The following is a 20,317-nucleotide window of genomic DNA, read 5'->3' as shown; positions in this document are numbered from 1 at the left end:
CGGCCGGCGCCGTGCCGTCCTCAGCCGGACAGGCCCACCACCAGCCAGATGAACGCGGCGCCCGCCACCGTGCACAGCAGGGTCGAGCGGGCGGGGTGCTCGTGATGGGCCTCCGGCAGGATCTCGGCGGCGGCGAGGTACAGGAGCGCGCCGCCGAAGAGGGCGAGATAGCCGCCGAGCAGCGTCGCGGGGATGGTGAAGAAGACCGTCGACAGCGCGCCGAGCACGGGTGCGCAGGCGTCGGCGACCAGCATGGCGACGGCCTTGCGGCGCGCGTTGCCGTACAGGCTCGTGATGGTGAACGTGTTGAAGCCGTCCGCGAAGTCGTGGGCGATCACGGCGAGCGCGACCGCCGTGCCCATGCCGCCGCCGACCTGGAAGGCCGCGCCGATCGCCACACCGTCCATGGCGCTGTGGCCGACCATCGCGGCCGCCGCCGTCAGGCCCACCTCGGGCGCCCGGTGACCGTGCTCCTCGCCGCCGTGCGCGGCCTGCCGGGCGGCCAGCAGGCGTTCCACCAGGTGGGCCAGGAGGAAACCGGCCACGAACAGCAGCAGGGCCGCGGGTACGCCGAAGATCTCCCGGCCGGCGGCGCGCAGCGCCTCCGGCAGCAGGTCGAGGCCGACCACGCCGAGCATCAGGCCGCCGGCCAGGCCCAGGACCAGGTGGCGACGGTCGGTCACGCGCTGTGCCGTCCAGCCGCCGGCCAGCGTCATCAGGAACGCGCCGAGCGCGACGAGGACCGCCATAGGGCCTTGCTATCCGATCGACCCCCCGTCGCGCACATCCGGCCGCGTTGCCACCCCCGCACACCATGACATTTCGTACGAGAGGACCCCTCCCCATGGCCGATGCCCCCACCGGCAAGGTGACCTTCGTCGGGGCCGGCCCCGGCGCCGCCGATCTGCTGACGTTCCGTGCCGCGCGCGCCATCGCCGAGGCCGACGTGGTGATCTGGGCGGCCAGCCTGGTGCAGGCGGAGGTCCTCCAGCACGCGCGCGAGGGCGCGGAGATCCTCGACTCGGCGACCATGTCCCTGGAGGACGTCGTCGCCGTCTACCGGCGCGCCCAGGACGAGGGGCTGCGGGTCGCCCGTATCCACTCCGGCGACCCGGCCCTGTGGGGCGGCACGCAGGAGCAGGTCGACCGGTGCGCCGAGATCGGGATCGCGACGGAGATCGTGCCCGGCGTCTCCTCGTTCTCCGCCGTCGCCGCGCTCGCCCAGCGGGAGCTGACCATCCCCGAGGTCGCGCAGTCCGTCGTGCTCACCCGGCTCGGCGGCGGCAAGACCCCGATGCCGCCCGGCGAGGAGGTGCGCGAGTTCGCGCGCCACGGCACCACCATGGCGATCTTCCTGTCCGCCGCCCGCAGCGGCCAGCTGGTCCGGGAGCTGCTGGAGGGCGGCTACCCGACCAGCACCCCGGTGATCGTCGCCCACCAGGCCACCTGGCCGGAGGAGCTGGTCGTCCGGTGCACGATCGGCACGCTGGAGGAGACGGTCAAGGAGCACAAGCTCTGGAAGCACACCCTCTTCCTGGTCGGCGCGGCCCTGGACGCCCACGGCACCCGCTCGCACCTGTACCACCCGGGCCACTTCCACGGCCATCGCAAGGCCGACCCCGAGGCCCGCAAGGCGCTGCGCGAGCGGGGTGCGCGCACATGACGGCGGGGATCACGGTCGTCGGTACGGGGACGGGGGCGCCGGTTCCCGGCGACGTCCTGGCCGGGGCCGCGCTGGTCGTGGGCGGGCGGCGGCATCTGGACGCCGTACGGACGCCCGAGGCGGCCGAGCGGATCGTCCTCGGGCCGCTGGCGCCCGCGCTGGACGCAGTGGAGCGGCGTCTCGACAAGGGCGACCGGGTCGTCGTGCTTGCCTCGGGCGATCCGGGGTTCTTCGGGATCGTGCGGGCGCTGGCGGAGCGCTTCGGGGCGGAGCGACTCGACGTGCGGCCCGGGGTCTCGTCCGTCGCGACGGCGTTCGCGCGGCTCGGGCTGCCCTGGGACGACGCGGTCGTGGTCAGCGCGCACGGCCGTGACCTCCGTACGGCCGTCAACGCCTGCCGCGCGCATCCCAAGGTCGCCGTGCTGACCGGGCCGGGGGCGGGCCCCGCCGAGCTGGGCGCCGCGCTCCCCGAGGGCCGGGTGCTGGTCGTGGCGAGCGCGCTCGGCGATCCGGAGTGCGAGCACGTGGAGCGGGTCACGCCCGCCGAGGCCGCGGCCCGCGACTGGGGTACGGCCGTGAGCGTGGTGCTGTGCCTGGACGAGGCGCGGGAACTGGGCCCGGTGCGGACCGTCGCCGGGGTGTCCGCGCGGCCCGGCCGATGGGCGCTGGAGGAGTCCGCGTTCGCCCACCGCGACTCGATGATCACCAAGTTCGAGGTGCGGGCCCTGGCGCTGGCCCGGCTCGGGCCCCGGCTCGGCGACCTGGTCTGGGACGTCGGCGCGGGCTCCGGTTCCGTGGCGGTCGAGTGCGCGCGGCTCGGTGCCGCCGTCGTGGCGGTCGAGCGGGCCGCGGACGGGGTCGAGCGGATCCGCGCCAACGCCGCCGCGCACGGTGTGGACGTCCACGCGGTGCACGGGGCGGCGCCGGAGGCGCTGGCCGGACTCGACGACCCGGACGCCGTGTTCATCGGCGGCGGGGGCCGCGAGCTGCCCGCCATCGTGGCCGCGTGCGCACGCCGGGCCCGGCGGACGGTGGTCGTCGCGATGGCGGCGCTCGACCGGGTGCCGGCGGCGCGCGAGGCGCTGACCGGTGCCGGGTTCTCCTGCGACGGGGTGCTGTTGCAGTCGTCGCGGCTCGCGCCGCTGCCGGGGGACGTGACCCGGCTCGCGGCCACCAATCCCGTGTTCCTGCTGTGGGGCGACAGGCCTGCGGCGCGTAGTGAAGGAGTTGCCCAGTGATCGGCCTCATTTCCGCCACGGCGGCGGGCGCGGCTGCGCGGGACCGGCTGGCTGCCGCCTGGCCGGACCGGACGCGGGTGTACGAGGGCCCCGTCGGGGAGGCCGTGCGGGCCGCGTTCGCCGAGTGCGAGCAGGTGGTGTGCTTCCTGGCCACGGGGGCCGTGGTGCGGCTCGTCGCCCCGCTGTTGGGCGACAAGGCGACCGACCCGGGAGTGGTCTGCGTCGACGAGGGCGGCCGGTTCGCCGTGTCGCTGGTCGGCGGGCACGGCGGCGGGGCCAACGAACTCGCCCGCGAGGTGGGCGGACTGCTCGGCGCCGAGCCCGTGGTGACGACCGCGACCGACTCGGTCGGACTGCCGGGCCTCGACACCCTCGGCCTCCCCTTCGAGGGAGCCGTCGCGTCGGTCTCCAGGGCGCTGCTGGACGGCGAACCCGTCGCCCTGGAGGCCGAGTTGGCCTGGCCGCTGCCCGCGCTGCCGACGGCGCCGCACGGCACGCACACCATCCGTCTGACGGACCGCGCGGTCGCGCCCGGCGAGCACGAGGTGCTGCTGCGGCCGCCGTCGCTGGTCGTCGGCGTCGGCGCGTCCAAGGGGGCGCCCGTCGACGAGGTGCTCGGGCTGGTCGAGGCGGCGCTCGCGGACGCCGGGCTCTCGGCGCGGTCCGTCGCCGAACTCGCCACCGTCGACGCCAAGGCCGCGGAGCCCGGCATCGTCGACGCCGCCGCACGCCTCGGGGTGCCCCTGGTGACGTACTCCGCCGGGGAACTGGCCGAGGTGGCGGTGCCGAACCCGTCCGACGCGCCGCTCGCCGCCGTCGGCACGCCCTCCGTGGCGGAGGCCGCGGCGCTCGCGCGCGGCGGCGAACTCGTCGTCCCCAAGCGCAAGTCGCGGCGCGCCGACGGGCAGCCGGCGATGGCGACCTGTGCCGTCGTACGGCGGCCGGGGCGCGGCCGGCTCGCGGTGGTCGGGCTCGGACCCGGCGCCCGGGACCTGCTCACCCCGCGCGCGCGGGCGGAGCTGCGCCGGGCCTCCGTGCTCGTCGGGCTCGACCAGTACGTCGACCAGATCCGCGACCTGCTGCGGCCCGGCACCCGGATCCTGGAGTCGGGGCTCGGCGCGGAGGAGGAGCGGGCGCGGACCGCGGTCGCCGAGGCCCGGCAGGGGCACGCGGTGGCGCTGATCGGGAGCGGGGACGCGGGCGTGTACGCGATGGCCTCCCCCGCGCTCGCCGAGGCGTCCGACGACATCGACGTGATCGGTGTGCCGGGCGTGACCGCGGCGCTCGCGGCCGGGGCGATCCTGGGCGCGCCGCTGGGCCACGACCATGTGTCGATCAGCCTGTCCGACCTGCACACGCCGTGGGAGGTCATCGAGCGGCGGGTGCGGGCGGCGGCCGAGGCGGACCTCGTGGTCACCTTCTACAACCCCCGTTCCCGGGGCCGCGACTGGCAGCTGCCCAAGGCCCTCGCGATCCTCGCGGAGCACCGGGAGCCGACGACGCCCGTCGGCGTCGTCCGCAACGCCTCGCGGCCGGACGAGTCCAGCCGCCTGAGCACCCTGGCCGCCCTGGACCCGGCGACCGTCGACATGATGACGGTCGTGACCGTGGGCAACACGGCGACCCGGGACATCGCGGGGCGGATGGTGACCCCGCGCGGCTACCGCTGGCAGGAAGGCTCCCAGGAGGAGGCCAAGTGAACCGTGTCGTTCATCCGATCGAGCAGGAGTCCTTCCGGCGGCTGCGCGCCCGCCTGGACACCTCGCACTTCCCGCCGCTGACCCGGGCGGTGGTGGAGCGGGTCATCCACTCCGCCGCCGACCTGGAGTACGCGAGCGACCTCGTCATGGACGAGGGCGACCTGGCCACGGCCCACGCGGCGCTGCACGCGGGGGCGCCGGTGGTCGTCGACGTCGAGATGGTCGCGGCCGGCATCACCCGGCGGGAGACGGTCTGCCGGCTGAAGGATGCCGAGTCGGGTCCGGGGCTGACCCGTTCGGCCCACGCGATCCGGCTCGCCTACGAGCAGGTCGGCCCCGGCGCCCTGTGGGTGATCGGCTGTGCGCCGACGGCACTGGAGGAGCTGCTCACGCTGGACGCCTCCCCGGCGCTCGTCATCGGTCTGCCCGTCGGCTTCGTCGGCGCGGCCGAGTCCAAGGCCGCGTTGCGCCAGAGCGGGCTGCCCGCCGTGAGCAACGTGTCCGAGAAGGGCGGTTCGGCGGTCGCCGCCGCCGCGCTCAACGCCCTGCTGTACCACCCCGTTTCGAAGGAGAACCTGTGACCACCCAGCCGCCCGCCCTGCTCATCGCCGGACACGGCACCCGGGACGAGGCCGGAGCCGAGGCGTTCCGCGACTTCGTGCGGGAGCTGGGCCGTCGCCACCCCGAGCTGCCCGTCGCGGGCGGCTTCATCGAGCTGTCCCCGCCGCCGCTGGGCGATGCCGTGTCCGAGCTGGTGGAGCGGGGAGTACGACGTTTCGCCGCCGTACCGCTGATGCTGGTGTCCGCCGGGCACGCCAAGGGCGACATCCCGGCGGCGCTGGCCCGGGAGAAGGAGCGGCACCCCGGGATCTCCTACACCTACGGGCGCCCGCTGGGCCCGCACCCGGCACTGCTGAACGTGCTGGAGCGGCGGCTGGACGAGGCGCTGGGCTCGGCCGCCCGTACGCCCGAGGACCGGGCCGATGTGACGGTGCTGCTGGTCGGGCGCGGCTCGACGGACCCGGACGCCAACGCCGAGGTGTACAAGGCGGCCCGGCTGCTGTGGGAGGGGCGCGGGTACGCGGGCGTGGAGACGGCGTTCGTGTCACTGGCGGCGCCGGACGTGCCGAGCGGTCTCGACCGGTGCGTGCGGCTCGGCGCGCGGCGGATCGTCGTGCTCCCGTACTTCCTGTTCACCGGCATCCTGCCGGACCGGGTGCGCCGGCAGACCGAGGGCTGGGCTCAGGCGCACCCGGAGATCGAGGTGCGCTCGGCGGACGTGATCGGGCCGGAGCCCGAGCTGCTCGACCTGGTGATGGAGCGGTACGAGGAGGCCGTCAAGGGCGACCTGCGGATGAACTGCGACTCGTGCGTGTACCGCATCGCGCTGCCGGGCTTCGAGGACAAGGTGGGGCTGCCGCAGCAGCCGCACTTCCACCCGGACGACGACGGGCACCACCACGGGCACGGGCATCACCACCACGGCGGGCACGCCCATGCCCACTGAGGACTCCGGGCACGATCTGCGCCACCACGGTGACGCCGAAGTGCGCGACGACGGGTCGGCGTTGGTCGACCTCGCCGTCAACGTCCGGGCCGACACGCCCCCGGCGTGGCTGCGGGAGCACATCGCGAAGTCGCTGACCGGTCTCGCGGCCTACCCGGACGGGCGGGACGCGCGGGCGGCGGTGGCGGCGCGGCACGGGGTTCCGGTGGAGCGGGTGCTGCTGACGGCGGGGGCGGCCGAGGCGTTCGTGCTGCTGGCGCGCGCCCTGAAGGTACGCCGGCCGGTCGTGGTGCATCCGCAGTTCACGGAGCCGGAGGCGGCGCTGCGGGACGCGGGGCACACCGTCGACCGGGTGCTGCTGCGGGAGGCGGACGGGTTCCGGCTGGATCCGGCGGCCGTTCCCGAGGACGCCGACCTGGTGGTGATCGGCAACCCCACGAATCCCACGTCGGTGCTGCATCCGGCCGGGGCTGTCGCCCAACTGGCGCGGCCCGGGCGGACGTTGGTGGTCGACGAGGCGTTCATGGACGCGGTGCCGGGTGAGCGGGAGGCGCTGGCCGGGCGGACGGACGTGCCGGGGGTGGTGGTGCTGCGCAGCCTGACGAAGACCTGGGGGCTGGCCGGGCTGCGCATCGGCTACGTCCTGGCCGCGCCGGAGACGGTCGCGGAGCTGGAGCGGGCCCAGCCGTTGTGGCCGGTGTCCACGCCGGCGCTCGCGGCGGCGCGGGCGTGTGTGGCGCCGCGGGCCCTGGCGGAGGCGGCCCATGCGGCCCACCGCATCGCGGCGGACCGCGCCCATCTGGTCACGGGACTCGCGTCGTTCGCGGAGCGGGGCGTGCGGGTGGTGTCCCCCGCGGAGGGGCCGTTCGTCCTGGTACGAGTACCTGGGGCGGCGGAGGTACGGCGCCGCCTGCGGGACCTGGGCTTCGCCGTACGCCGCGGGGACACGTTCCCGGGCCTGGACGGGGAGTGGATACGGATGGCGGTACGCGACCGCGCCACAACGAACCACTTCCTGCACGCGCTGGCCTCGGCGGTACCTGGCCCTCACTGACGCGCAGGACAACCGCCCCGGGGCCCCGCCCCGGCCTCACCCCCTGCGGCGCCGAGCCAGTACCAGTGCTCCTCCCCCGACCACCACGAACCCCAGTGCGCCGGCCGCCAAGTACGGGGTCGTCGGCTTGCCGCCCGTTTCTGCCAGGTCGGCCTCTGCCGGGGCGCCCTGGGGCTTTACGTCGGGGGTGGGGGTGGTGGACGGGACCACGGCTCTTGCTGGTGTGTGGGGGTTTCGCAGGTGGCCTCGGCCAGGGTCAGGGTGCCCTCCACCTCGGCCACGTTGAGTTGGGGGTCCCCCCTGCTCGTAGAGCTCGGGGGAGGGTTGACGGAGACTCTGAGTTCGAGGGCGGTGGCGGCCGCGGAGCGGGTCGTGGTCTCGCGCTTCGACAGGTCGAGGCGGACCTCGCCGACCCCGGGCACCTTGACGTCCGCAGGACCGCCGGCGGTCAGCGTCACGCGCTTGCCGAGCACCGTCACCGAGCCGAGCACGTTCGAGGTGGCGACGGGTGCCTTCCCGGCCGCGCAGGTCGCCTTCGCGGTGACCGTGTCGACCTCGACCAGGGACAGCACGCGCAGACCGGGGACGTGCAGCCTGGCGTGGGCGAGGCGGACGGAGCCCTCGGCGCGGTCGGCGGTCACCGTGGCCTTCGCCGAGGCGACGTCCGCGGCCAGGACGGAGAAGGGCCTGCCGCCGTCCACACCGTCCAGGCGGGCGCTCAGCGCGGTCCGCTCGGCGCTCCGCGGTGCCTGGACCTCGTTGAGCGAGACCGCGAGCGGGACGTGCACGGTCTTGTTGAGCAGGGACACGTCCAGCCCGGTGCGCAGGACGACCGCGCTCGCACGACCGTGGTCGGTGGTCGCGTGCGCGGAGCCCGCGCCGGCCAGCACGGCGGGACCGGCGGCGAGGACCGTGGCCGTCGCGACGGTGGCGAGACGGCGTGCGGCCACGCCCCCGTGAGCGCCCTACTGCACGACGAGCCCGTTGAGCACCACCCGGCGCGGAGCCGCCAGCACGCGTACGTCCGCCCGCGGATCCGCCTCGTACACCACCAGGTCCGCCGGCGCGCCCTCCTCCAGCCCCGGCCGGCCGAGCCAGGCGCGGGCCCCCCAGCTCGTCGCCGACAACGCCTCGACCGCCGGGATCCCCGCCGTGACCAGTTCCGCGACCTCGCCCGCGACCAGCCCGTGCGCCAGCGAGCCGCCGGCGTCCGTGCCGACGTACACCGGGATCCCCGCGTCGTACGCGCCGCGCACCGTGTCGTAGCGCCGCTCGTGCAGTCGCCGCATGTGTGCCGACCAGCGCGGGTACCTGCTCTCGCCGCCCGCGGCGAGGGAGGGGAAGGTGGCGATGTTGACGAGGGTCGGCACGATCGCGACGCCGCGCTCGGCGAACAGCGGGATCAGGTCCTCGGTCAGGCCCGTGGCGTGCTCGATGCAGTCGATGCCCGCCTCGACCAGGTCCCGCAGGGAACTCTCGGCGAAGCAGTGCGCGGTGACCCGGGCGCCGAGCCGGTGCGCCTCGGCGATGGCCGCCTCCACCGCCTCGCGGGGCCAGCAGGCGGACAGGTCGCCGAGGTCGCGGTCGATCCAGTCGCCGACCAGCTTCACCCAGCCGTCGCCGCGCCGGGCCTCCTGGGCGACATAGGCGACCAGCTCGTCCGGCTCGATCTCGTGGGCGAAGTTCCTTATGTAGCGGCGGGTGCGGGCGATGTGCCGCCCGGCCCGGATGATCTTCGGCAGGTCCTCACGGTCGTCGACCCACCGGGTGTCGGAGGGCGAGCCCGCGTCCCGGATCAGCAGCGTGCCCGCCTCGCGGTCGGTCAGCGCCTGCTTCTCGGCGACGTCCGAGTCCACCGGGCCGTGCGGGCCGAGGCCCACATGGCAGTGGGCGTCGACCAGGCCGGGCAGTGCCCAGCCCTCGACGGTCCGGATGTCCTGGGCGCCGGCGGGACGGTCGTACGAGACCCGCCCGCCGACCACCCACAGCTCGTCGCGGACCTCGTCCGGGCCGACGAGGATCCGCCCCTTCACGTGCAGCACCGCGTGATCGCTCATGTACCGCACCTTAGGACAGCTACCGCTCGGTCCCGCCCACCTGGTCCGAGGTCTCCTCCTCCACCTCGGCCATCGCCGGGTCGAGCAGGCGGGAGAGGAAGTGCCGGGTGCGCTCGTGCTGCGGGTCGCCGATCACCCGGGCGGGGGCGCCCTCCTCGACGATCACTCCGCCGTCCATGAACACGACCCGGTCGGCGACCTCGCGGGCGAAGGTCATCTCGTGGGTGACGACCATCATCGTCATGCCCTCGTCGGCGAGCATGCGCATGACGGCGAGGACGTCGCCCACCAGCTCGGGGTCGAGCGCCGAGGTCGGCTCGTCGAAGAGCATCACCTCGGGGCCCATGGCCAGCGAGCGGGCGATGGCGACGCGCTGCTGCTGACCGCCGGAGAGCGAGGACGGGTAGGCGTCCGCCTTCTCGGACAGGCCGACCCGCGCCAGGTTCTCGGCGGCGATCCGCGCGGCCGTCGCCTTGTCCCGGCGCAGCACGCGGCGCTGCGGCAGGGTGAGGTTCTCGGTCACCGACAGGTGCGGGAACAGGTTGAACTGCTGGAACACCATGCCGATACGGCGGCGTACGGCGTCGATGTCGACGTCGGGGTCGGTCACCTCGGTGCCGCCGACGAAGACCTGGCCCCGGGTGGGTTCCTCCAGGAGGTTGACGCAGCGCAGCAGGGTCGACTTGCCGGAGCCGGACGGGCCGATGACGCAGACGACCTCGCCCTGGCGGATCTCCAGGTCGATGCCCTTGAGCACCTGGTTGTCACCGAAGGACTTGTGCAGGTCTCGGACCTGGATCTCGGCGGTGCCGGTGGCGGCGGGGGTCCCGGGGGTGCTCACTTGACGGCCTCCTGGGCTTTGGCCTCCATGCGGCGCACGACGAAGCCGAGCGGGATCGTGACGAGCAGGTAGCACAGGCCGGCGACCAGGATCGGCGTGGAGTTGGCGGTCGTACTGGCCAGGTCACGGCCGAACTTGGACAGTTCCCGCTCCTCCAGGGTCACCCCGAGCAGCAGCACCAGGGACGAGTCCTTGAAGAGCATGATGAACTCGTTGGTGAGCGGCGGGAGGATGATCCGGAACGCCTGCGGGATGATGATGGAGACCATCGCGCGGGCGGGCGAGAAGCCCAGCGAACGGGCCGCTTCCATCTGCCCCTTGGGCACCGCCTGGATGCCCGCGCGGAAGGTCTCCGCCATGTAGGCGGCGCCGATCAGACCGAGCCCGAGGGCGGCCTTGCCGTAGGTGCCGCCGGGGATCTCCGTGCCGGGGAAGGCCAGGGGCACGGCCACGGCGATGAAGACGAAGATCAGCAGCGCGGGCAGGCCGCGGAAGACCTCGATGTAGACGCTCGCGACCCAGCGGTACGGGCCCACGGAGGACAGCCGCATCAGCGCGACGACCAGGCCGAGGGCCACGCCGAGCACGAAGCCGGACACCGTGTACAGCACGGTGTTCTTCAGCGCCAGCGTGAGGACGTCGGGGAACATCTGCCGCGCGATGTCCGGCTGCGCGAACTGGTTCTGCAGCCGTCCCCAGTCCGCCGTGACCGCGACGGCGATCACGGCGGCGACGAAGACGGCGTACTGGACGCCCCGGGACAGACGGCGCTTCTGACTCCGGGTCAGTCCCTTTTTCCGTGGCCGGAGTCGTACGTCGGTGTCGGCCATGGGGTCAGGAGGCGGACGGCGAGGCGGTGGCGGCGGCGGACGGAGTGTACGGGCCGATCCACTGCTCGTAGAGCTTCTTGTACGTGCCGTCGGCCTTGGCGTCCGCGAGCGCCTTGTTGATGGCGGCGAGGAGCTTGGTGTTGCCCTTCTTCACCGTGAAGCCGTACTGCTCACCGGTGTTGAGGTTGTCGACCACCTGGAAGGCGCCGGCGTTGGCCTTGTCCTTGAGCCAGCCCTGGACCACCGGGTAGTCGATGATGACGGCCTGGACCTGGCCGGTGCGCAGGCCGTTGAGGACCGCGTCGGAGGACTCGAAGGAGACCGGGTCGTAGCCCTTGCTCTTCGCGTAGTCCTCGCCGGTGGTCTGCGCCTGGGCGCCGAGCTTCTTGCCCTTGGCCTTGACGTCGGCGAGCGAGGTGATGCCGCTCTTCTTGTCGACGAGGACGGCCTGGGTGGCGTCGAAGTACGGGTCGGAGAAGTCGACGTTCTTCTTGCGCTCGGGGGTGATCGTCATGCCGGCGGCGGCCAGGTCGCACCGGCCGGAGTTGAGGAACGCGCCCGTCTTGAAGTTCTCGAACGGCGTGTCGACGATCGTCTGCTTCACCTTGAGGTTCTTGGCGACGAGGTCGATGAGCGACACGTCGAGGCCCTGCACCTTGCCGTCGATCTCCGACTGGAACGGCGGGTACGGCAGATGCGTGCAGGTGGTGAGCTGTCCGCCCTGGACCACCTCGACGCCGCCGGCGGCCGTCTTCTTGGCACCGCCGCCGTCGCTCGACGAGCAGCCGGCCACGAGCACGAGCCCGGCCGTCGCGGTGGTTGCGGCCAGGACGCGGGCCCGGCGCCCGAGGAGCGTTTTCACGAGGGAGACCTCTCTGTGGGGGGAGCTTTGAGTTCCGGTTATGGGGCTTCTGATTATAAGGAGATGTTTGAGTGTCTCAAACCAAACCCATGGCTTCGCAGCTGTCCGGCCTGGGAAGTCGCCGGTGGGAGGGGATGAACCCGGACGGTTACGCTCATCTGCGTCGACCCCCGTGAGCGAAGAGAGTGGCGAGCCTGACGGCCCTGGGCGCCGCACTGACCGAGGCCGGTGTGACCACGGATGTCGCCCGTGCTCGGCGGACCGCGGAGGCCGTCCGGTGACCGCCGTCTGCGGGCGTCCTGCGGGAGCGCGTCGGCGGAGTTGCCGGGGGTTGAATTCAAGGAAATTCCGCGATGTTTTTTCGAAGATAGCTTTCCCGAGTTCTTCTGCCCGCTTTTTGCGGAGCTAAACAGGGGTAATTTCATCCAGGTTTCAAACCTGTGACGCACTCCACACAGAGGGGTGATTTGACCATCTTTGCGCCGGTCAAATCACCCTTTTTCACCTCCCGATGCTCGCGCGGCCGCACCCCCGTCCGTGCATTTTTGAATTTGCCTCGCTAAATTCAATCCGCATGACTGCCGCACAAGCAGACCTGCTCATCGACCGTCCGGACGTGACGGACGGGGCCGCGCTCTGGCGTATTGCCAGGGACTCCGGAAACCTCGACCTGAACTCCTCGTACAGCTATCTGCTGTGGTGCCGCGACTTCGCCGGCACCTCGGCGGTGGCGCGCGGGGCGGACGGGGAGCCCATCGGCTTCGTCACCGGGTACGTGCGCCCCGACCGCCCGCACACCCTGCTCGTCTGGCAGGTCGCGGTCGACGCGGCGCACCGGGGACGCGGCATCGCCGCCGCGCTGCTCGACGGGCTCACGGCGCGGATCGGCGCCGAGTGCGGCATCACCTCCGTCGAGACGACCATCACCCCGGACAACACCACCTCCGAGCGTCTCTTCACCTCGTACGCCGCCCGGCACGGCGCCTCCGTCACCCGCGAGGTGCTGTTCGACGCGGGCCTGTTCCCCGACGGCCCACACGAGCCCGAAGTCCTGTACCGGATCGGGCCGTTGACCCCCCACCCGTCGCACTGAGGAGCGATTCACCGTGACCATCACCCAGCCCGACCTCAGCGTCTTCGAGACCCTCGAGTCCGAGGTGCGCAGCTACTGCCGCGGCTGGCCCACCGTCTTCGACCGTGCGCAGGGCAGCCTGATGTACGACGAGGACGGCCACCGGTACCTCGACTTCTTCGCCGGAGCCGGCTCACTCAACTACGGGCACAACAACCCCGTGCTCAAACGGGCGTTGATCGACTACCTGATGCGCGACGGGGTCACCCACGGCCTCGACATGTCCACCACGGCCAAGCGGTCCTTCCTGCAGACCTTCCAGGACCTGGTGCTGCGGCCGCGCGACCTGCCGTACAAGGTCATGTTCCCGGGGCCGACCGGCACCAACGCCGTGGAGTCCGCGCTGAAGCTGGCGCGGAAGGTGAAGGGGCGCGAGGCGATCGTGTCGTTCACCAACGCCTTCCACGGGATGTCCCTCGGCTCACTGGCCGTGACCGGCAACGCCTTCAAGCGGGCCGGGGCCGGGATCCCGCTGGTGCACGGCACGCCCATGCCGTTCGACAACTACTTCGACGGCCAGGTCCCCGACTTCCTGTGGTTCGAGCGGCTCCTGGAGGACCAGGGGTCCGGGCTCAACAAGCCGGCCGCAGTGATCGTGGAGACCGTGCAGGGCGAGGGCGGCATCAACGTCGCGCGTCCGCAGTGGCTGCGGGCCCTGGCCGAACTGTGCGAGCGGCAGGACATGCTGCTGATCGTCGACGACATCCAGATGGGATGCGGACGCACCGGGGCCTTCTTCTCCTTCGAGGAGGCCGGGATCGTGCCCGACATCGTCACCGTGTCGAAGTCCATCAGCGGCTACGGACTGCCCATGTCGCTGTGCCTGTTCAAGCCCGAGCTGGACATCTGGGAGCCGGGCGAGCACAACGGCACCTTCCGCGGCAACAACCCGGCGTTCGTCACCGCCACCGCGGCCCTGGAGACGTACTGGACCGACGGCTCCGCCATGGAGAAGCAGACCCGGGCCCGCGGCGAGCAGATCGAGCAGGCGCTGATCGCCCTCACCGAGGAGAACCTCGCCGACGTGAAGGAGTACCGGGGCCGGGGGCTCGTGTGGGGCCTGGAGTTCCACGACAAGTCCCGGGCCGAGCGGGTCACGCGGCGCGCCTTCGAGCTCGGGCTGCTCATCGAGACGTCCGGCCCGGAGAGCGAGGTGGTCAAGCTGCTGCCCGCCCTCACCGTGACGCCCGACGAACTGGACGAGGGACTCAGCGTCGTCGCCCGCGCCGTTCGCGAAACCATCTAGCAAGGAGGCTGTGCACCACCGTGATCGTCCGTTCGTTCAAGGACCTCGAAGGCACCGACCGGCATGTGAGGGCGGCGTCCGGCACCTGGGAGAGCAAGCGCATCGTCCTCGCCAAGGAGCGGGTCGGCTTCTCGCTCCACGAGACCGTCCTGTACGCCGGGACACAGACGTCGATGTGGTACGCCAACCACGTCGAGGCCGTCGTCTGCGTCGAGGGCGAGGCCGAGCTCACCGACCACGAGACCGGGAAGGCCTACTCGATCACTCCCGGGACCATGTACCTCCTCGACGGGCACGAGCGGCACACACTGCGCGTCAAGGAGGACTTCCGCTGCATCTGCGTGTTCAATCCGCCCGTGACCGGGCGGGAGGACCACGACGAGAACGGCGTCTACCCGCTTCTCACCGAACCCGAGGAGGTGTGAGGACCATGACCGTCACCGATCGCTATCCCAGCCGCGGCGCCGCCGAGGTGTCCGTCCCGCGCCAGGACCCGGTCGTCTGGGGCGCCCCCGACGCCCCCGGCCCGATCGCGACCACCGATCTGCAGGCGTACGAGCGCGACGGCTTCCTCGCCATCGACCAGCTGATCACCGACGACGAGGTCGCCGTCTACCGGCGGGAGCTGGAGCGGCTCGTCGACGACCCGGCGATCCGCGCCGACGAACGCTCCATCGTCGAACCGAAGTCGAAGGAGATCCGCTCCGTCTTCGAGGTGCACCGGATCAGCGAGCTGTTCGCGAAGCTGGTGCGCGACGAGCGGGTCGTCGGGCGGGCCCGGCAGATCCTCGGCTCGGACGTGTACGTCCACCAGTCCCGGATCAACGTCAAGCCGGGCTTCGGGGCCAGTGGGTTCTACTGGCACTCGGACTTCGAGACCTGGCACGCCGAGGACGGTCTGCCGGCCATGCGGACGGTGTCCGTCTCGATCGCGCTGACCGAGAACCTCGACACCAACGGCGGGCTCATGATCATGCCGGGCTCGCACCGCACGTTCCTGGGGTGCGCGGGAGCCACGCCCCAGGACAACTACAAGAAGTCGCTGCAGATGCAGGACGCGGGCACGCCCTCCGACGAGGCCCTGACGGCCATGGCGGGCGAGTACGGCATCCGGCTGTTCACCGGCCGGGCCGGGTCGGCGACCTGGTTCGACTGCAACTGCATGCACGGCTCCGGCGACAACATCACGCCGTTCCCGCGCAGCAACGTCTTCATCGTGTTCAACAGCGTGGAGAACGCCGCGGTGGAGCCGTTCGCGGCTCCGGTACGGCGGCCGGAGTTCATCGGGGCGCGGGACTTCACGCCGGTGCGGTGAGCTACAGCCAGGCCAGCGACGCGGCGCGCTGAAGTACGGCGCTCACCGCCCCCGTGTCGCCGGTCTCCCGGCGCGGCACCTCGCGGGGTGCCTGGCGTCCGCCGACGAGAAGACAGAAGTCGACCGGGTCCAGGGTGAGTTCGGCCCGTACCGGTTCGGACTCGGAGCCCAGCACCCAGGCGTCGCCGCCGGTCACCGTGAGGAGGACCCGCGGCGCGCCGGGTCCGAGGGCCGTGCCGAGGATGCGGACGGCCAACCGGACCAACTGCCCAAGGTGCTCCTCGGGCGGGGGCGGAACGTTCAGGCCCAGGGCGCGGCCGAGGTCGTCGGTGTGGATCCAGGTCTCGAAGGCGCGGACCAGGAAGTGGTCGGCGACCGGCAGGCGGACGCCGGTCAGCGTCACCGCGCGGCCGGCGCGTTCGGGGTCACGGTCCCGGTCGAGGGCCTCGGGCGTCGCGAGCAGTTCGCGCGCCTGCGCGGACCAGGCGGCGACGGTCTCCTCGGGGGTCCGGCCGTGCTCGTGGGCGATCACGTCGGCGGTCCGCCGCTCCCAGGCCCGGACCCAGCCCAGTTTCTCGGTGCGCGACGGCGGCACCCGCGCGTCCAGGCCGAGCAGCAGGGCCAGGTGCTCGTCGGCGGCGAGGAGGTGGGCGACGGTGGCGTGCGCGTCCCAGTCGTGGACCACCGGGGTGCCCCAACGTCCCTCGGCCTCGGGCAGCAGGGCGGTCAGACCGGAGACGGCGGCGGCGTAGGGCGCGGCGTGCGCGGCCACCCGGGGTGCGGCGGGGCGCCGGGTGAGCGCGGCGGACAGCACGTTCCTGCTGCCGAAGTCCCCGTCCCCGCCGTCCAGCGCCGGTCCTTGTGATGCCGGTCCGTCCAGCAGCCGTACCGCCTCCCGCAGCCGCCGCGCCTGAGCCGCGCAGCTCGCGCACTCGGCCAGATGGAGCGGGACCGCCTCCCGCTCGGCCGGAGACAGGGCGTCGAAGGCCCAGGCCGCCAACAGCTCGCGTACGCCGTCGTGATCGGTGGTCACCGCGCGCCTCCTTCCCCAGCCATCATGCGCCCCTTTCCCACACGGGATCCGTCGGGTCGGCCAAAGTCTCTGCCAAGGTGCGCAGGGCGGTGCGCAGCCGTGTCTTGGCCGTGCCCTCGGGAATGCCCAGCTCCACTGCCGCCTGCCGGTAGCTGCGGCCGGCGAAGTAGGCGAGGTGGACCACCTCCCGCTGCGGCTGCGGGAGTTCGGCGAGGGCGGAGTGCAGGAGCAGGGCGCGTTCCCGGTCGACGACCGTCTCGTCGGGACCGGGACCGGGCTCGGGGATGGCGTGCAGCGCGGAGTCGTCGGCGCACACGTCCTTGCGGTGCCGGGCCTCGCCGCGCACCCAGTCCACGGCCCGCCGGTGGGCCAGCAGGGACAGCCAGGTGCGCAGCGAGCCGCGGCGCGCGTCGAACGCGTACGGTCTGCTCCACAGCTGGGCGAAGACCTCCTGCGCCACGTCCTCGGCGGCGGCCGGACTGCGGGTGACCCGCCCCGCGACCCGCCGCACCAACGCGCCGTACGCCGTGTACGCCTCGGCCAGCGCGGACTCGTCGCCGTACACCAGCCGCCGGTGCAGGTCGGCGTCCGCGGGTGCCCGCTCCTCGGAGTCCACCGGCACCACCCCCCCGGGTGCCCTTCCTAGCGGTCCGCGGCGCGCCGCGCCAGAGGGTCAGGCGGACAGGACGTCCAGCAGGCGGTCGACGTCGGCGGACGTGTTGAACAGGTGGAAGGAGGCGCGCAGGTTGCCCGAGCGGTTGGAGACCTCGACGCCGGCCCGGCCCAGCTCGGGCTGCCGGCCGCCGAGTCCGGGCACCGAGACGATCGCGGAGCCGGGCGCGGGCAGTGCCTCGTGGCCGAGGGCGGCGAGTCCGGCGCGGAAGCGTTCGGCGAGGGCCAGGTCGTGGGCGTGCACGGCGGCCACGCCGAGCTCCTCGATCAGGTCGAGGGAGCGGCGCAGACCGGCGTAGGTGAACAGGGCGTGGGTGAGGTCGAACCGGCGGGCGGAGTGGGCGAGTTCGGCGACGGGGCCGTAGCAGCTGTCCCAGGGCTCCTCGCCGGCGACCCAGCCCGCCAGCACCGGGGTCAGCCCGCCGAAGTCCTCGGGGACCACGAGGAAGGCCGCCCCGTGCGGGCCGAGCAGCCACTTGAAGGAGACGGCGGCGGTGAAGTCGTAGGCGTCGGCGTCCATCGGCAGCCAGCCCGCGGCCTGGGAGAAGTCGACGTAGGTGCGGGCGCCGTGCGTCCGGGCGGCGTCGCGCAGGGCGGTCAGGTCGGCGATCCGCCCGTCGGCGGACTGCGCGGCGCTGACCGCGACGAGCGCGGTGCCGGGGCGGACGGACTCGGCGATCCGGTCCAGCGGGACCGTGCGGATCTTCAGGTCGCCGCGCATGTGGAACGGGTTCAGTACGGAGGTGAAGTCGTCCTCGGCGGTGAGGACTTCGGCGCCCGCGGGCAGCGAGGCGGCGATCACGCCGGTGTGCGCGGCGACCGAGGCGCCCGCGGCCACCCGGGTGACGGGGACGCCGGCGAGCCGGGCGAACGCGGCCCGGCAGGCCTCCACGTCCTCGAACAGCGGGGTGAGCGGCCGGCCCTCGGCCCGCAGCAGCGCCGCCTCGTGCAGGGCGGTGACGGTGCGGGCGGGCAGCAGGCCGTTGCTCGCGGTGTTCAGGAACGTGCCCTTGGGGGTGAACTCGGCGCGGACGAGGCTCTCGAACGTCTCCGTGGTCTCCATGGGTCCACTCTGCGGCCGAATGAAGTCGTAGTCCATTGCGGATTATTACGTGGATCCGCTAAGCAGCGCTTATACGTCCGCTCCGAGCTGCGGTTTCTCAGTGCTGCGGGACCGCGCACCCGTCCGGGCCGCACGTTGTCCCGTCACCCCGGCCGCCCTGGTCGAGGAGCCGCAGCGGGGAGCGCTCGCCCCACGCCTGGTCGAGTGCCCGGGTGAAGACCTCGGCGGGCTGGGCGCCGGAGACGCCGTACTTGCGGTCGAGGACGAAGAAGGGGACGCTGTTCGCGCCGAGCTCGGCGGCCTCGCGCTCGTCGGCGCGGACCTCGTCGGCGTACGCGGCCGGGTCGGCGAGCACCTCGCGGGCGGCGTCGGCGTCCAGGCCGGCCTCGACGGCCAGCTCCACCAGCCGCTCCGCGCCCTCGGTGAAGACGGAGCGCTCCTCGGCGAAGTTCGCCCGGTACAGGATCTGGATCAGCTCGTCCTGCCTGCCCCGCTCCTTGGCGAAGTGCAGCAGGCGGTGCATGTCGAAGGTGTTGCCGTGGTCGCGGTCGCGGGTGCGGTAGTCGAGGCCCTCGGCGGCGGCCTGCGCGCCCAGGTTGTCCTCGCCCGCCCTGGCCTGCGCCTCGCTCATGCCGTACTTCTTGGCGAGCATGGCCGGCACCGGCTGGACGTCGTTCTTCGCGCGGCCCGGGTCCAGCTCGAAGGAGCGGTGCACCACCTCGACCTCGTCGCGGTGCGGGAAGGCCGCGAGCGCCTTCTCGAAGCGGGCCTTGCCCACGTAGCACCAGGGGCAGGCGATGTCGCTCCAGATTTCGACGCGCATGTTCTCGGCTCTCTCCGGGTCGTACGGGCACGGAGGCTCTCTCCGCCCGGTACGTGAACGTTCAAGCAGCCGGTTTCATTCCCCGGGTGTCGCCCCGGGCACGGTCAGGCGCAGGAAGAGGTGGTGGTCCCCTTCCGCGGGCGGGTTCTCCGGGTCCGGCACCCAGCCCCGGCGGGCGTAGAAGGCCTGGGCGCGCGCGTTGTCCACGTGCACGTCGAGCACCGCGGTGCGCCTGCCGTCCGCCTGCCAGGCCTCCACGCAGGCCGCGTGCAGGGACGTGCCGATGCCGGAGCGCCAGCGGTCGGGGTCGACGTGGAACTGGTACAGCTTGACCGTTTCCGCGGGGGCGCCGTCCGGGGTGCGGAAGGAGGCGACAGCGACGATGGCGCCGTGCTCTACGGCGCACAGCACCTGAGCGTTCGGTCGCTCGATGGAACTCCGCCAGGCGTCGGCCCAGTCCACGTCGTCTTGGGGGACGCCGTCCGGGTAGTAGGTCGAGCGGGCCCGGTGGTGCAGCTCGGCGATGACCTCTGTCTCGACGGCCAGGGCGGTCCTGATCACCCGGGATTCACTGATCCGACGTTCACTGATCATGCTGCCGAAGACGATGCGGCGGCCCCTGCGGTTCCGCGGCCCGCCTCCTCAGCTTCCGTCGCGCAGGTCGTCCGGCCAGTCGGCCCTGAACTCGATGTGGTCGTAGGTGACCACGCAGCCCTCGCCCATCGGCGACTGGGTCATGAAGCCGACGAGTGCCGCGTCGGTCTCCTTCTCCTCGCCGAGGGTGAAGAGGCGGACGAACGTCCAGTGCGCGCCGTCGCGGGAGGCGTGGAAGGCGAAGGCGCGGCCCGTGCGGCTGATCCGCAGCCAGATCGAACTGCCCCGCACCGTGAAGGCGTTGGCGTCGTCGGAGTGCCCCCGGGTGACCACCGTGCAGACGGTGGGCTCGTCCGGGGAGTACTCCAGGCAGAGCTTGGCCCAGGCCCGGTCGCCGACGTGGACGTAGAGCGCCCCCGCGTCGAAGGCGCCCGCGAAGCCGACGGTGACCCGGGCGATCAGCTGGAAGTCGCCCTCGGGCGCCCCGAGCAGCCGGGGCGCGTCCGAGGCCGGGTCGAGCGCCTCACCGGTGGGCGGCACGAACCGGTCCTGCCGGGGGCCGGCCCAGCCGGTGAGGACACCGCCCTCGTAGGACCAGTTGCCGTCGGGGCCGTAGGTGCGCAGGGGGAAGGGGAGTTCGGGAAGTTCCACGTCCATCGGCCGAGTGTCTCAGCTTCCCCTGCGGTT

At 72.8% G+C, this 20,317-nt stretch carries 21 protein-coding genes and 1 pseudogene; 10 read left to right on the top strand and 12 right to left on the bottom strand.

All coding sequences use genetic code 11. The features are described 5' to 3' along the window. Positions 1 to 20: 20 nt before the first annotated feature. Positions 21 to 749: a ZIP family metal transporter gene (locus ACWGKT_RS09890; RefSeq protein ID WP_453273171.1), complete on the bottom strand. Its 729-nt coding sequence runs from the start codon at positions 747 to 749 to the stop codon at positions 21 to 23. Positions 750 to 844: 95 nt separating this feature from the next. Between ACWGKT_RS09890 and cobM the strand changes: the two genes are divergently transcribed. From cobM to cobC, 6 genes are read left to right on the top strand one after another with little or no spacing between them, the layout of a single operon-like run. Beyond that, the gene (gene cobM, locus ACWGKT_RS09885) at positions 845 to 1,663 is read left to right on the top strand and encodes a precorrin-4 C(11)-methyltransferase (protein WP_453273170.1); all 819 of its coding nucleotides are present in this window, start codon (positions 845 to 847) and stop codon (positions 1,661 to 1,663) included. After that, positions 1,660 to 2,901: a precorrin-6y C5,15-methyltransferase (decarboxylating) subunit CbiE gene (cbiE, locus tag ACWGKT_RS09880; RefSeq protein WP_453273169.1), complete on the top strand. Its 1,242-nt coding sequence runs from the start codon at positions 1,660 to 1,662 to the stop codon at positions 2,899 to 2,901. The genes cobM and cbiE overlap by 4 nt, the downstream gene beginning before the upstream one ends. Then, positions 2,898 to 4,601, top strand: a complete 1,704-nt coding sequence (cobJ, locus tag ACWGKT_RS09875) for a precorrin-3B C(17)-methyltransferase (RefSeq protein WP_453273168.1) — start codon at positions 2,898 to 2,900, stop codon at positions 4,599 to 4,601. Before cbiE ends, cobJ begins: the two co-directional genes overlap by 4 nt. Next, positions 4,598 to 5,182: a precorrin-8X methylmutase gene (locus ACWGKT_RS09870; RefSeq protein WP_453273167.1), complete on the top strand. Its 585-nt coding sequence runs from the start codon at positions 4,598 to 4,600 to the stop codon at positions 5,180 to 5,182. Before cobJ ends, ACWGKT_RS09870 begins: the two co-directional genes overlap by 4 nt. Further along, entirely contained in the window at positions 5,179 to 6,108 is a 930-nt protein-coding gene (locus ACWGKT_RS09865; protein WP_356143046.1) for a sirohydrochlorin chelatase, read from the top strand. The genes ACWGKT_RS09870 and ACWGKT_RS09865 overlap by 4 nt, the downstream gene beginning before the upstream one ends. Then, positions 6,098 to 7,162 (top strand): Rv2231c family pyridoxal phosphate-dependent protein CobC, encoded by a 1,065-nt coding sequence (gene cobC / locus ACWGKT_RS09860; protein ID WP_453273166.1) that lies wholly within the window; start codon positions 6,098 to 6,100, stop codon positions 7,160 to 7,162. The genes ACWGKT_RS09865 and cobC overlap by 11 nt, the downstream gene beginning before the upstream one ends. 36 nt (positions 7,163 to 7,198) lie before the next feature. Here the strand turns inward: cobC and ACWGKT_RS09855 are convergent. From ACWGKT_RS09855 to ACWGKT_RS09835, 5 genes and pseudogenes are all read right to left on the bottom strand, one after another. Continuing rightward, positions 7,199 to 8,112: pseudogene (locus ACWGKT_RS09855) on the bottom strand (SCO1860 family LAETG-anchored protein). Positions 8,113 to 8,127: 15 nt separating this feature from the next. Then, positions 8,128 to 9,219 carry an amidohydrolase family protein gene (locus tag ACWGKT_RS09850; RefSeq protein WP_453273165.1) on the bottom strand — a complete coding sequence of 364 codons (1,092 nt, stop codon included), beginning with the start codon at positions 9,217 to 9,219 and terminating at the stop codon, positions 8,128 to 8,130. Positions 9,220 to 9,238: 19 nt separating this feature from the next. After that, on the bottom strand, positions 9,239 to 10,060 hold the full coding sequence (locus tag ACWGKT_RS09845) for an amino acid ABC transporter ATP-binding protein (RefSeq protein ID WP_453273164.1): 822 nt from the start codon (positions 10,058 to 10,060) through the stop codon (positions 9,239 to 9,241). After that, a complete protein-coding gene (locus ACWGKT_RS09840) occupies positions 10,057 to 10,890 on the bottom strand; it encodes an amino acid ABC transporter permease (protein WP_235459296.1) in 834 nt (277 codons plus the stop codon). The genes ACWGKT_RS09845 and ACWGKT_RS09840 overlap by 4 nt, the downstream gene beginning before the upstream one ends. Before the next feature lie 4 nt (positions 10,891 to 10,894). Next, positions 10,895 to 11,752 (bottom strand): ABC transporter substrate-binding protein, encoded by an 858-nt coding sequence (locus tag ACWGKT_RS09835; protein ID WP_453273163.1) that lies wholly within the window; start codon positions 11,750 to 11,752, stop codon positions 10,895 to 10,897. Between the two features lie 574 nt (positions 11,753 to 12,326). On the opposite strand from ACWGKT_RS09835, the gene ectA reads away from it, so the two are divergent. From ectA to thpD, 4 genes are read left to right on the top strand one after another with little or no spacing between them, the layout of a single operon-like run. Next, positions 12,327 to 12,845, top strand: a complete 519-nt coding sequence (gene ectA / locus ACWGKT_RS09830) for a diaminobutyrate acetyltransferase (protein ID WP_235459293.1) — start codon at positions 12,327 to 12,329, stop codon at positions 12,843 to 12,845. Between the two features lie 13 nt (positions 12,846 to 12,858). Next, on the top strand, positions 12,859 to 14,130 hold the full coding sequence (gene ectB / locus ACWGKT_RS09825) for a diaminobutyrate--2-oxoglutarate transaminase (RefSeq protein WP_356143056.1): 1,272 nt from the start codon (positions 12,859 to 12,861) through the stop codon (positions 14,128 to 14,130). A 20-nt stretch (positions 14,131 to 14,150) separates the two neighbouring features. Continuing rightward, the gene (locus ACWGKT_RS09820; protein ID WP_356143058.1) at positions 14,151 to 14,555 is read left to right on the top strand and encodes an ectoine synthase; all 405 of its coding nucleotides are present in this window, start codon (positions 14,151 to 14,153) and stop codon (positions 14,553 to 14,555) included. Positions 14,556 to 14,560: 5 nt separating this feature from the next. Beyond that, on the top strand, positions 14,561 to 15,445 hold the full coding sequence (gene thpD / locus ACWGKT_RS09815; protein WP_356143060.1) for an ectoine hydroxylase: 885 nt from the start codon (positions 14,561 to 14,563) through the stop codon (positions 15,443 to 15,445). Position 15,446: 1 nt separating this feature from the next. Here thpD and ACWGKT_RS09810 read toward each other — a convergent pair whose 3' ends face one another. The 6 genes from ACWGKT_RS09810 to ACWGKT_RS09785 form a co-directional block, all read right to left on the bottom strand. Beyond that, a complete protein-coding gene (locus ACWGKT_RS09810; protein WP_453273162.1) occupies positions 15,447 to 16,478 on the bottom strand; it encodes a maleylpyruvate isomerase family mycothiol-dependent enzyme in 1,032 nt (343 codons plus the stop codon). Positions 16,479 to 16,500: 22 nt separating this feature from the next. Continuing rightward, positions 16,501 to 17,094 carry an RNA polymerase sigma factor gene (locus ACWGKT_RS09805; RefSeq protein WP_453273161.1) on the bottom strand — a complete coding sequence of 198 codons (594 nt, stop codon included), beginning with the start codon at positions 17,092 to 17,094 and terminating at the stop codon, positions 16,501 to 16,503. A gap of 57 nt (positions 17,095 to 17,151) precedes the next feature. Then, positions 17,152 to 18,213, bottom strand: coding sequence for an aminotransferase class V-fold PLP-dependent enzyme (locus ACWGKT_RS09800; RefSeq protein WP_453273160.1), 1,062 nt, complete (start codon positions 18,211 to 18,213; stop codon positions 17,152 to 17,154). Between the two features lie 97 nt (positions 18,214 to 18,310). Beyond that, on the bottom strand, positions 18,311 to 19,036 hold the full coding sequence (locus tag ACWGKT_RS09795; protein ID WP_453273159.1) for a DsbA family oxidoreductase: 726 nt from the start codon (positions 19,034 to 19,036) through the stop codon (positions 18,311 to 18,313). Between the two features lie 75 nt (positions 19,037 to 19,111). Continuing rightward, entirely contained in the window at positions 19,112 to 19,630 is a 519-nt protein-coding gene (locus ACWGKT_RS09790; RefSeq protein ID WP_453273158.1) for an N-acetyltransferase family protein, read from the bottom strand. A 48-nt stretch (positions 19,631 to 19,678) separates the two neighbouring features. Further along, the gene (locus ACWGKT_RS09785; RefSeq protein ID WP_356143072.1) at positions 19,679 to 20,287 is read right to left on the bottom strand and encodes a DUF1349 domain-containing protein; all 609 of its coding nucleotides are present in this window, start codon (positions 20,285 to 20,287) and stop codon (positions 19,679 to 19,681) included. Between the last annotated feature and the right edge of the window lie 30 nt (positions 20,288 to 20,317).

This window comes from Streptomyces sp. NPDC054794 (assembly GCF_053611585.1).
This window is presented reverse-complemented; position numbering and strand designations above follow the sequence as displayed.

Excerpts from the sequence above, each read along its gene's own strand:
- ACWGKT_RS09890 (WP_453273171.1), bottom strand. The coding sequence starts at position 749 with ATGGCGGTCCTCGTCGCGCTCGGCGCGTTCCTGATGACGCTGGCCGGC.
- cobM (WP_453273170.1), top strand. The coding sequence starts at position 845 with ATGGCCGATGCCCCCACCGGCAAGGTGACCTTCGTCGGGGCCGGCCCC.
- cbiE (WP_453273169.1), top strand. The coding sequence starts at position 1,660 with ATGACGGCGGGGATCACGGTCGTCGGTACGGGGACGGGGGCGCCGGTT.
- cobC (WP_453273166.1), top strand. The coding sequence starts at position 6,098 with ATGCCCACTGAGGACTCCGGGCACGATCTGCGCCACCACGGTGACGCC.
- ACWGKT_RS09850 (WP_453273165.1), bottom strand. The coding sequence starts at position 9,219 with ATGAGCGATCACGCGGTGCTGCACGTGAAGGGGCGGATCCTCGTCGGC.
- ACWGKT_RS09840 (WP_235459296.1), bottom strand. The coding sequence starts at position 10,890 with ATGGCCGACACCGACGTACGACTCCGGCCACGGAAAAAGGGACTGACC.
- ectA (WP_235459293.1), top strand. The coding sequence starts at position 12,327 with ATGACTGCCGCACAAGCAGACCTGCTCATCGACCGTCCGGACGTGACG.
- thpD (WP_356143060.1), top strand. The coding sequence starts at position 14,561 with ATGACCGTCACCGATCGCTATCCCAGCCGCGGCGCCGCCGAGGTGTCC.
- ACWGKT_RS09800 (WP_453273160.1), bottom strand. The coding sequence starts at position 18,213 with ATGGAGACCACGGAGACGTTCGAGAGCCTCGTCCGCGCCGAGTTCACC.
- ACWGKT_RS09795 (WP_453273159.1), bottom strand. The coding sequence starts at position 19,036 with ATGCGCGTCGAAATCTGGAGCGACATCGCCTGCCCCTGGTGCTACGTG.
- ACWGKT_RS09790 (WP_453273158.1), bottom strand. The coding sequence starts at position 19,630 with ATGATCAGTGAACGTCGGATCAGTGAATCCCGGGTGATCAGGACCGCC.
- ACWGKT_RS09785 (WP_356143072.1), bottom strand. The coding sequence starts at position 20,287 with ATGGACGTGGAACTTCCCGAACTCCCCTTCCCCCTGCGCACCTACGGC.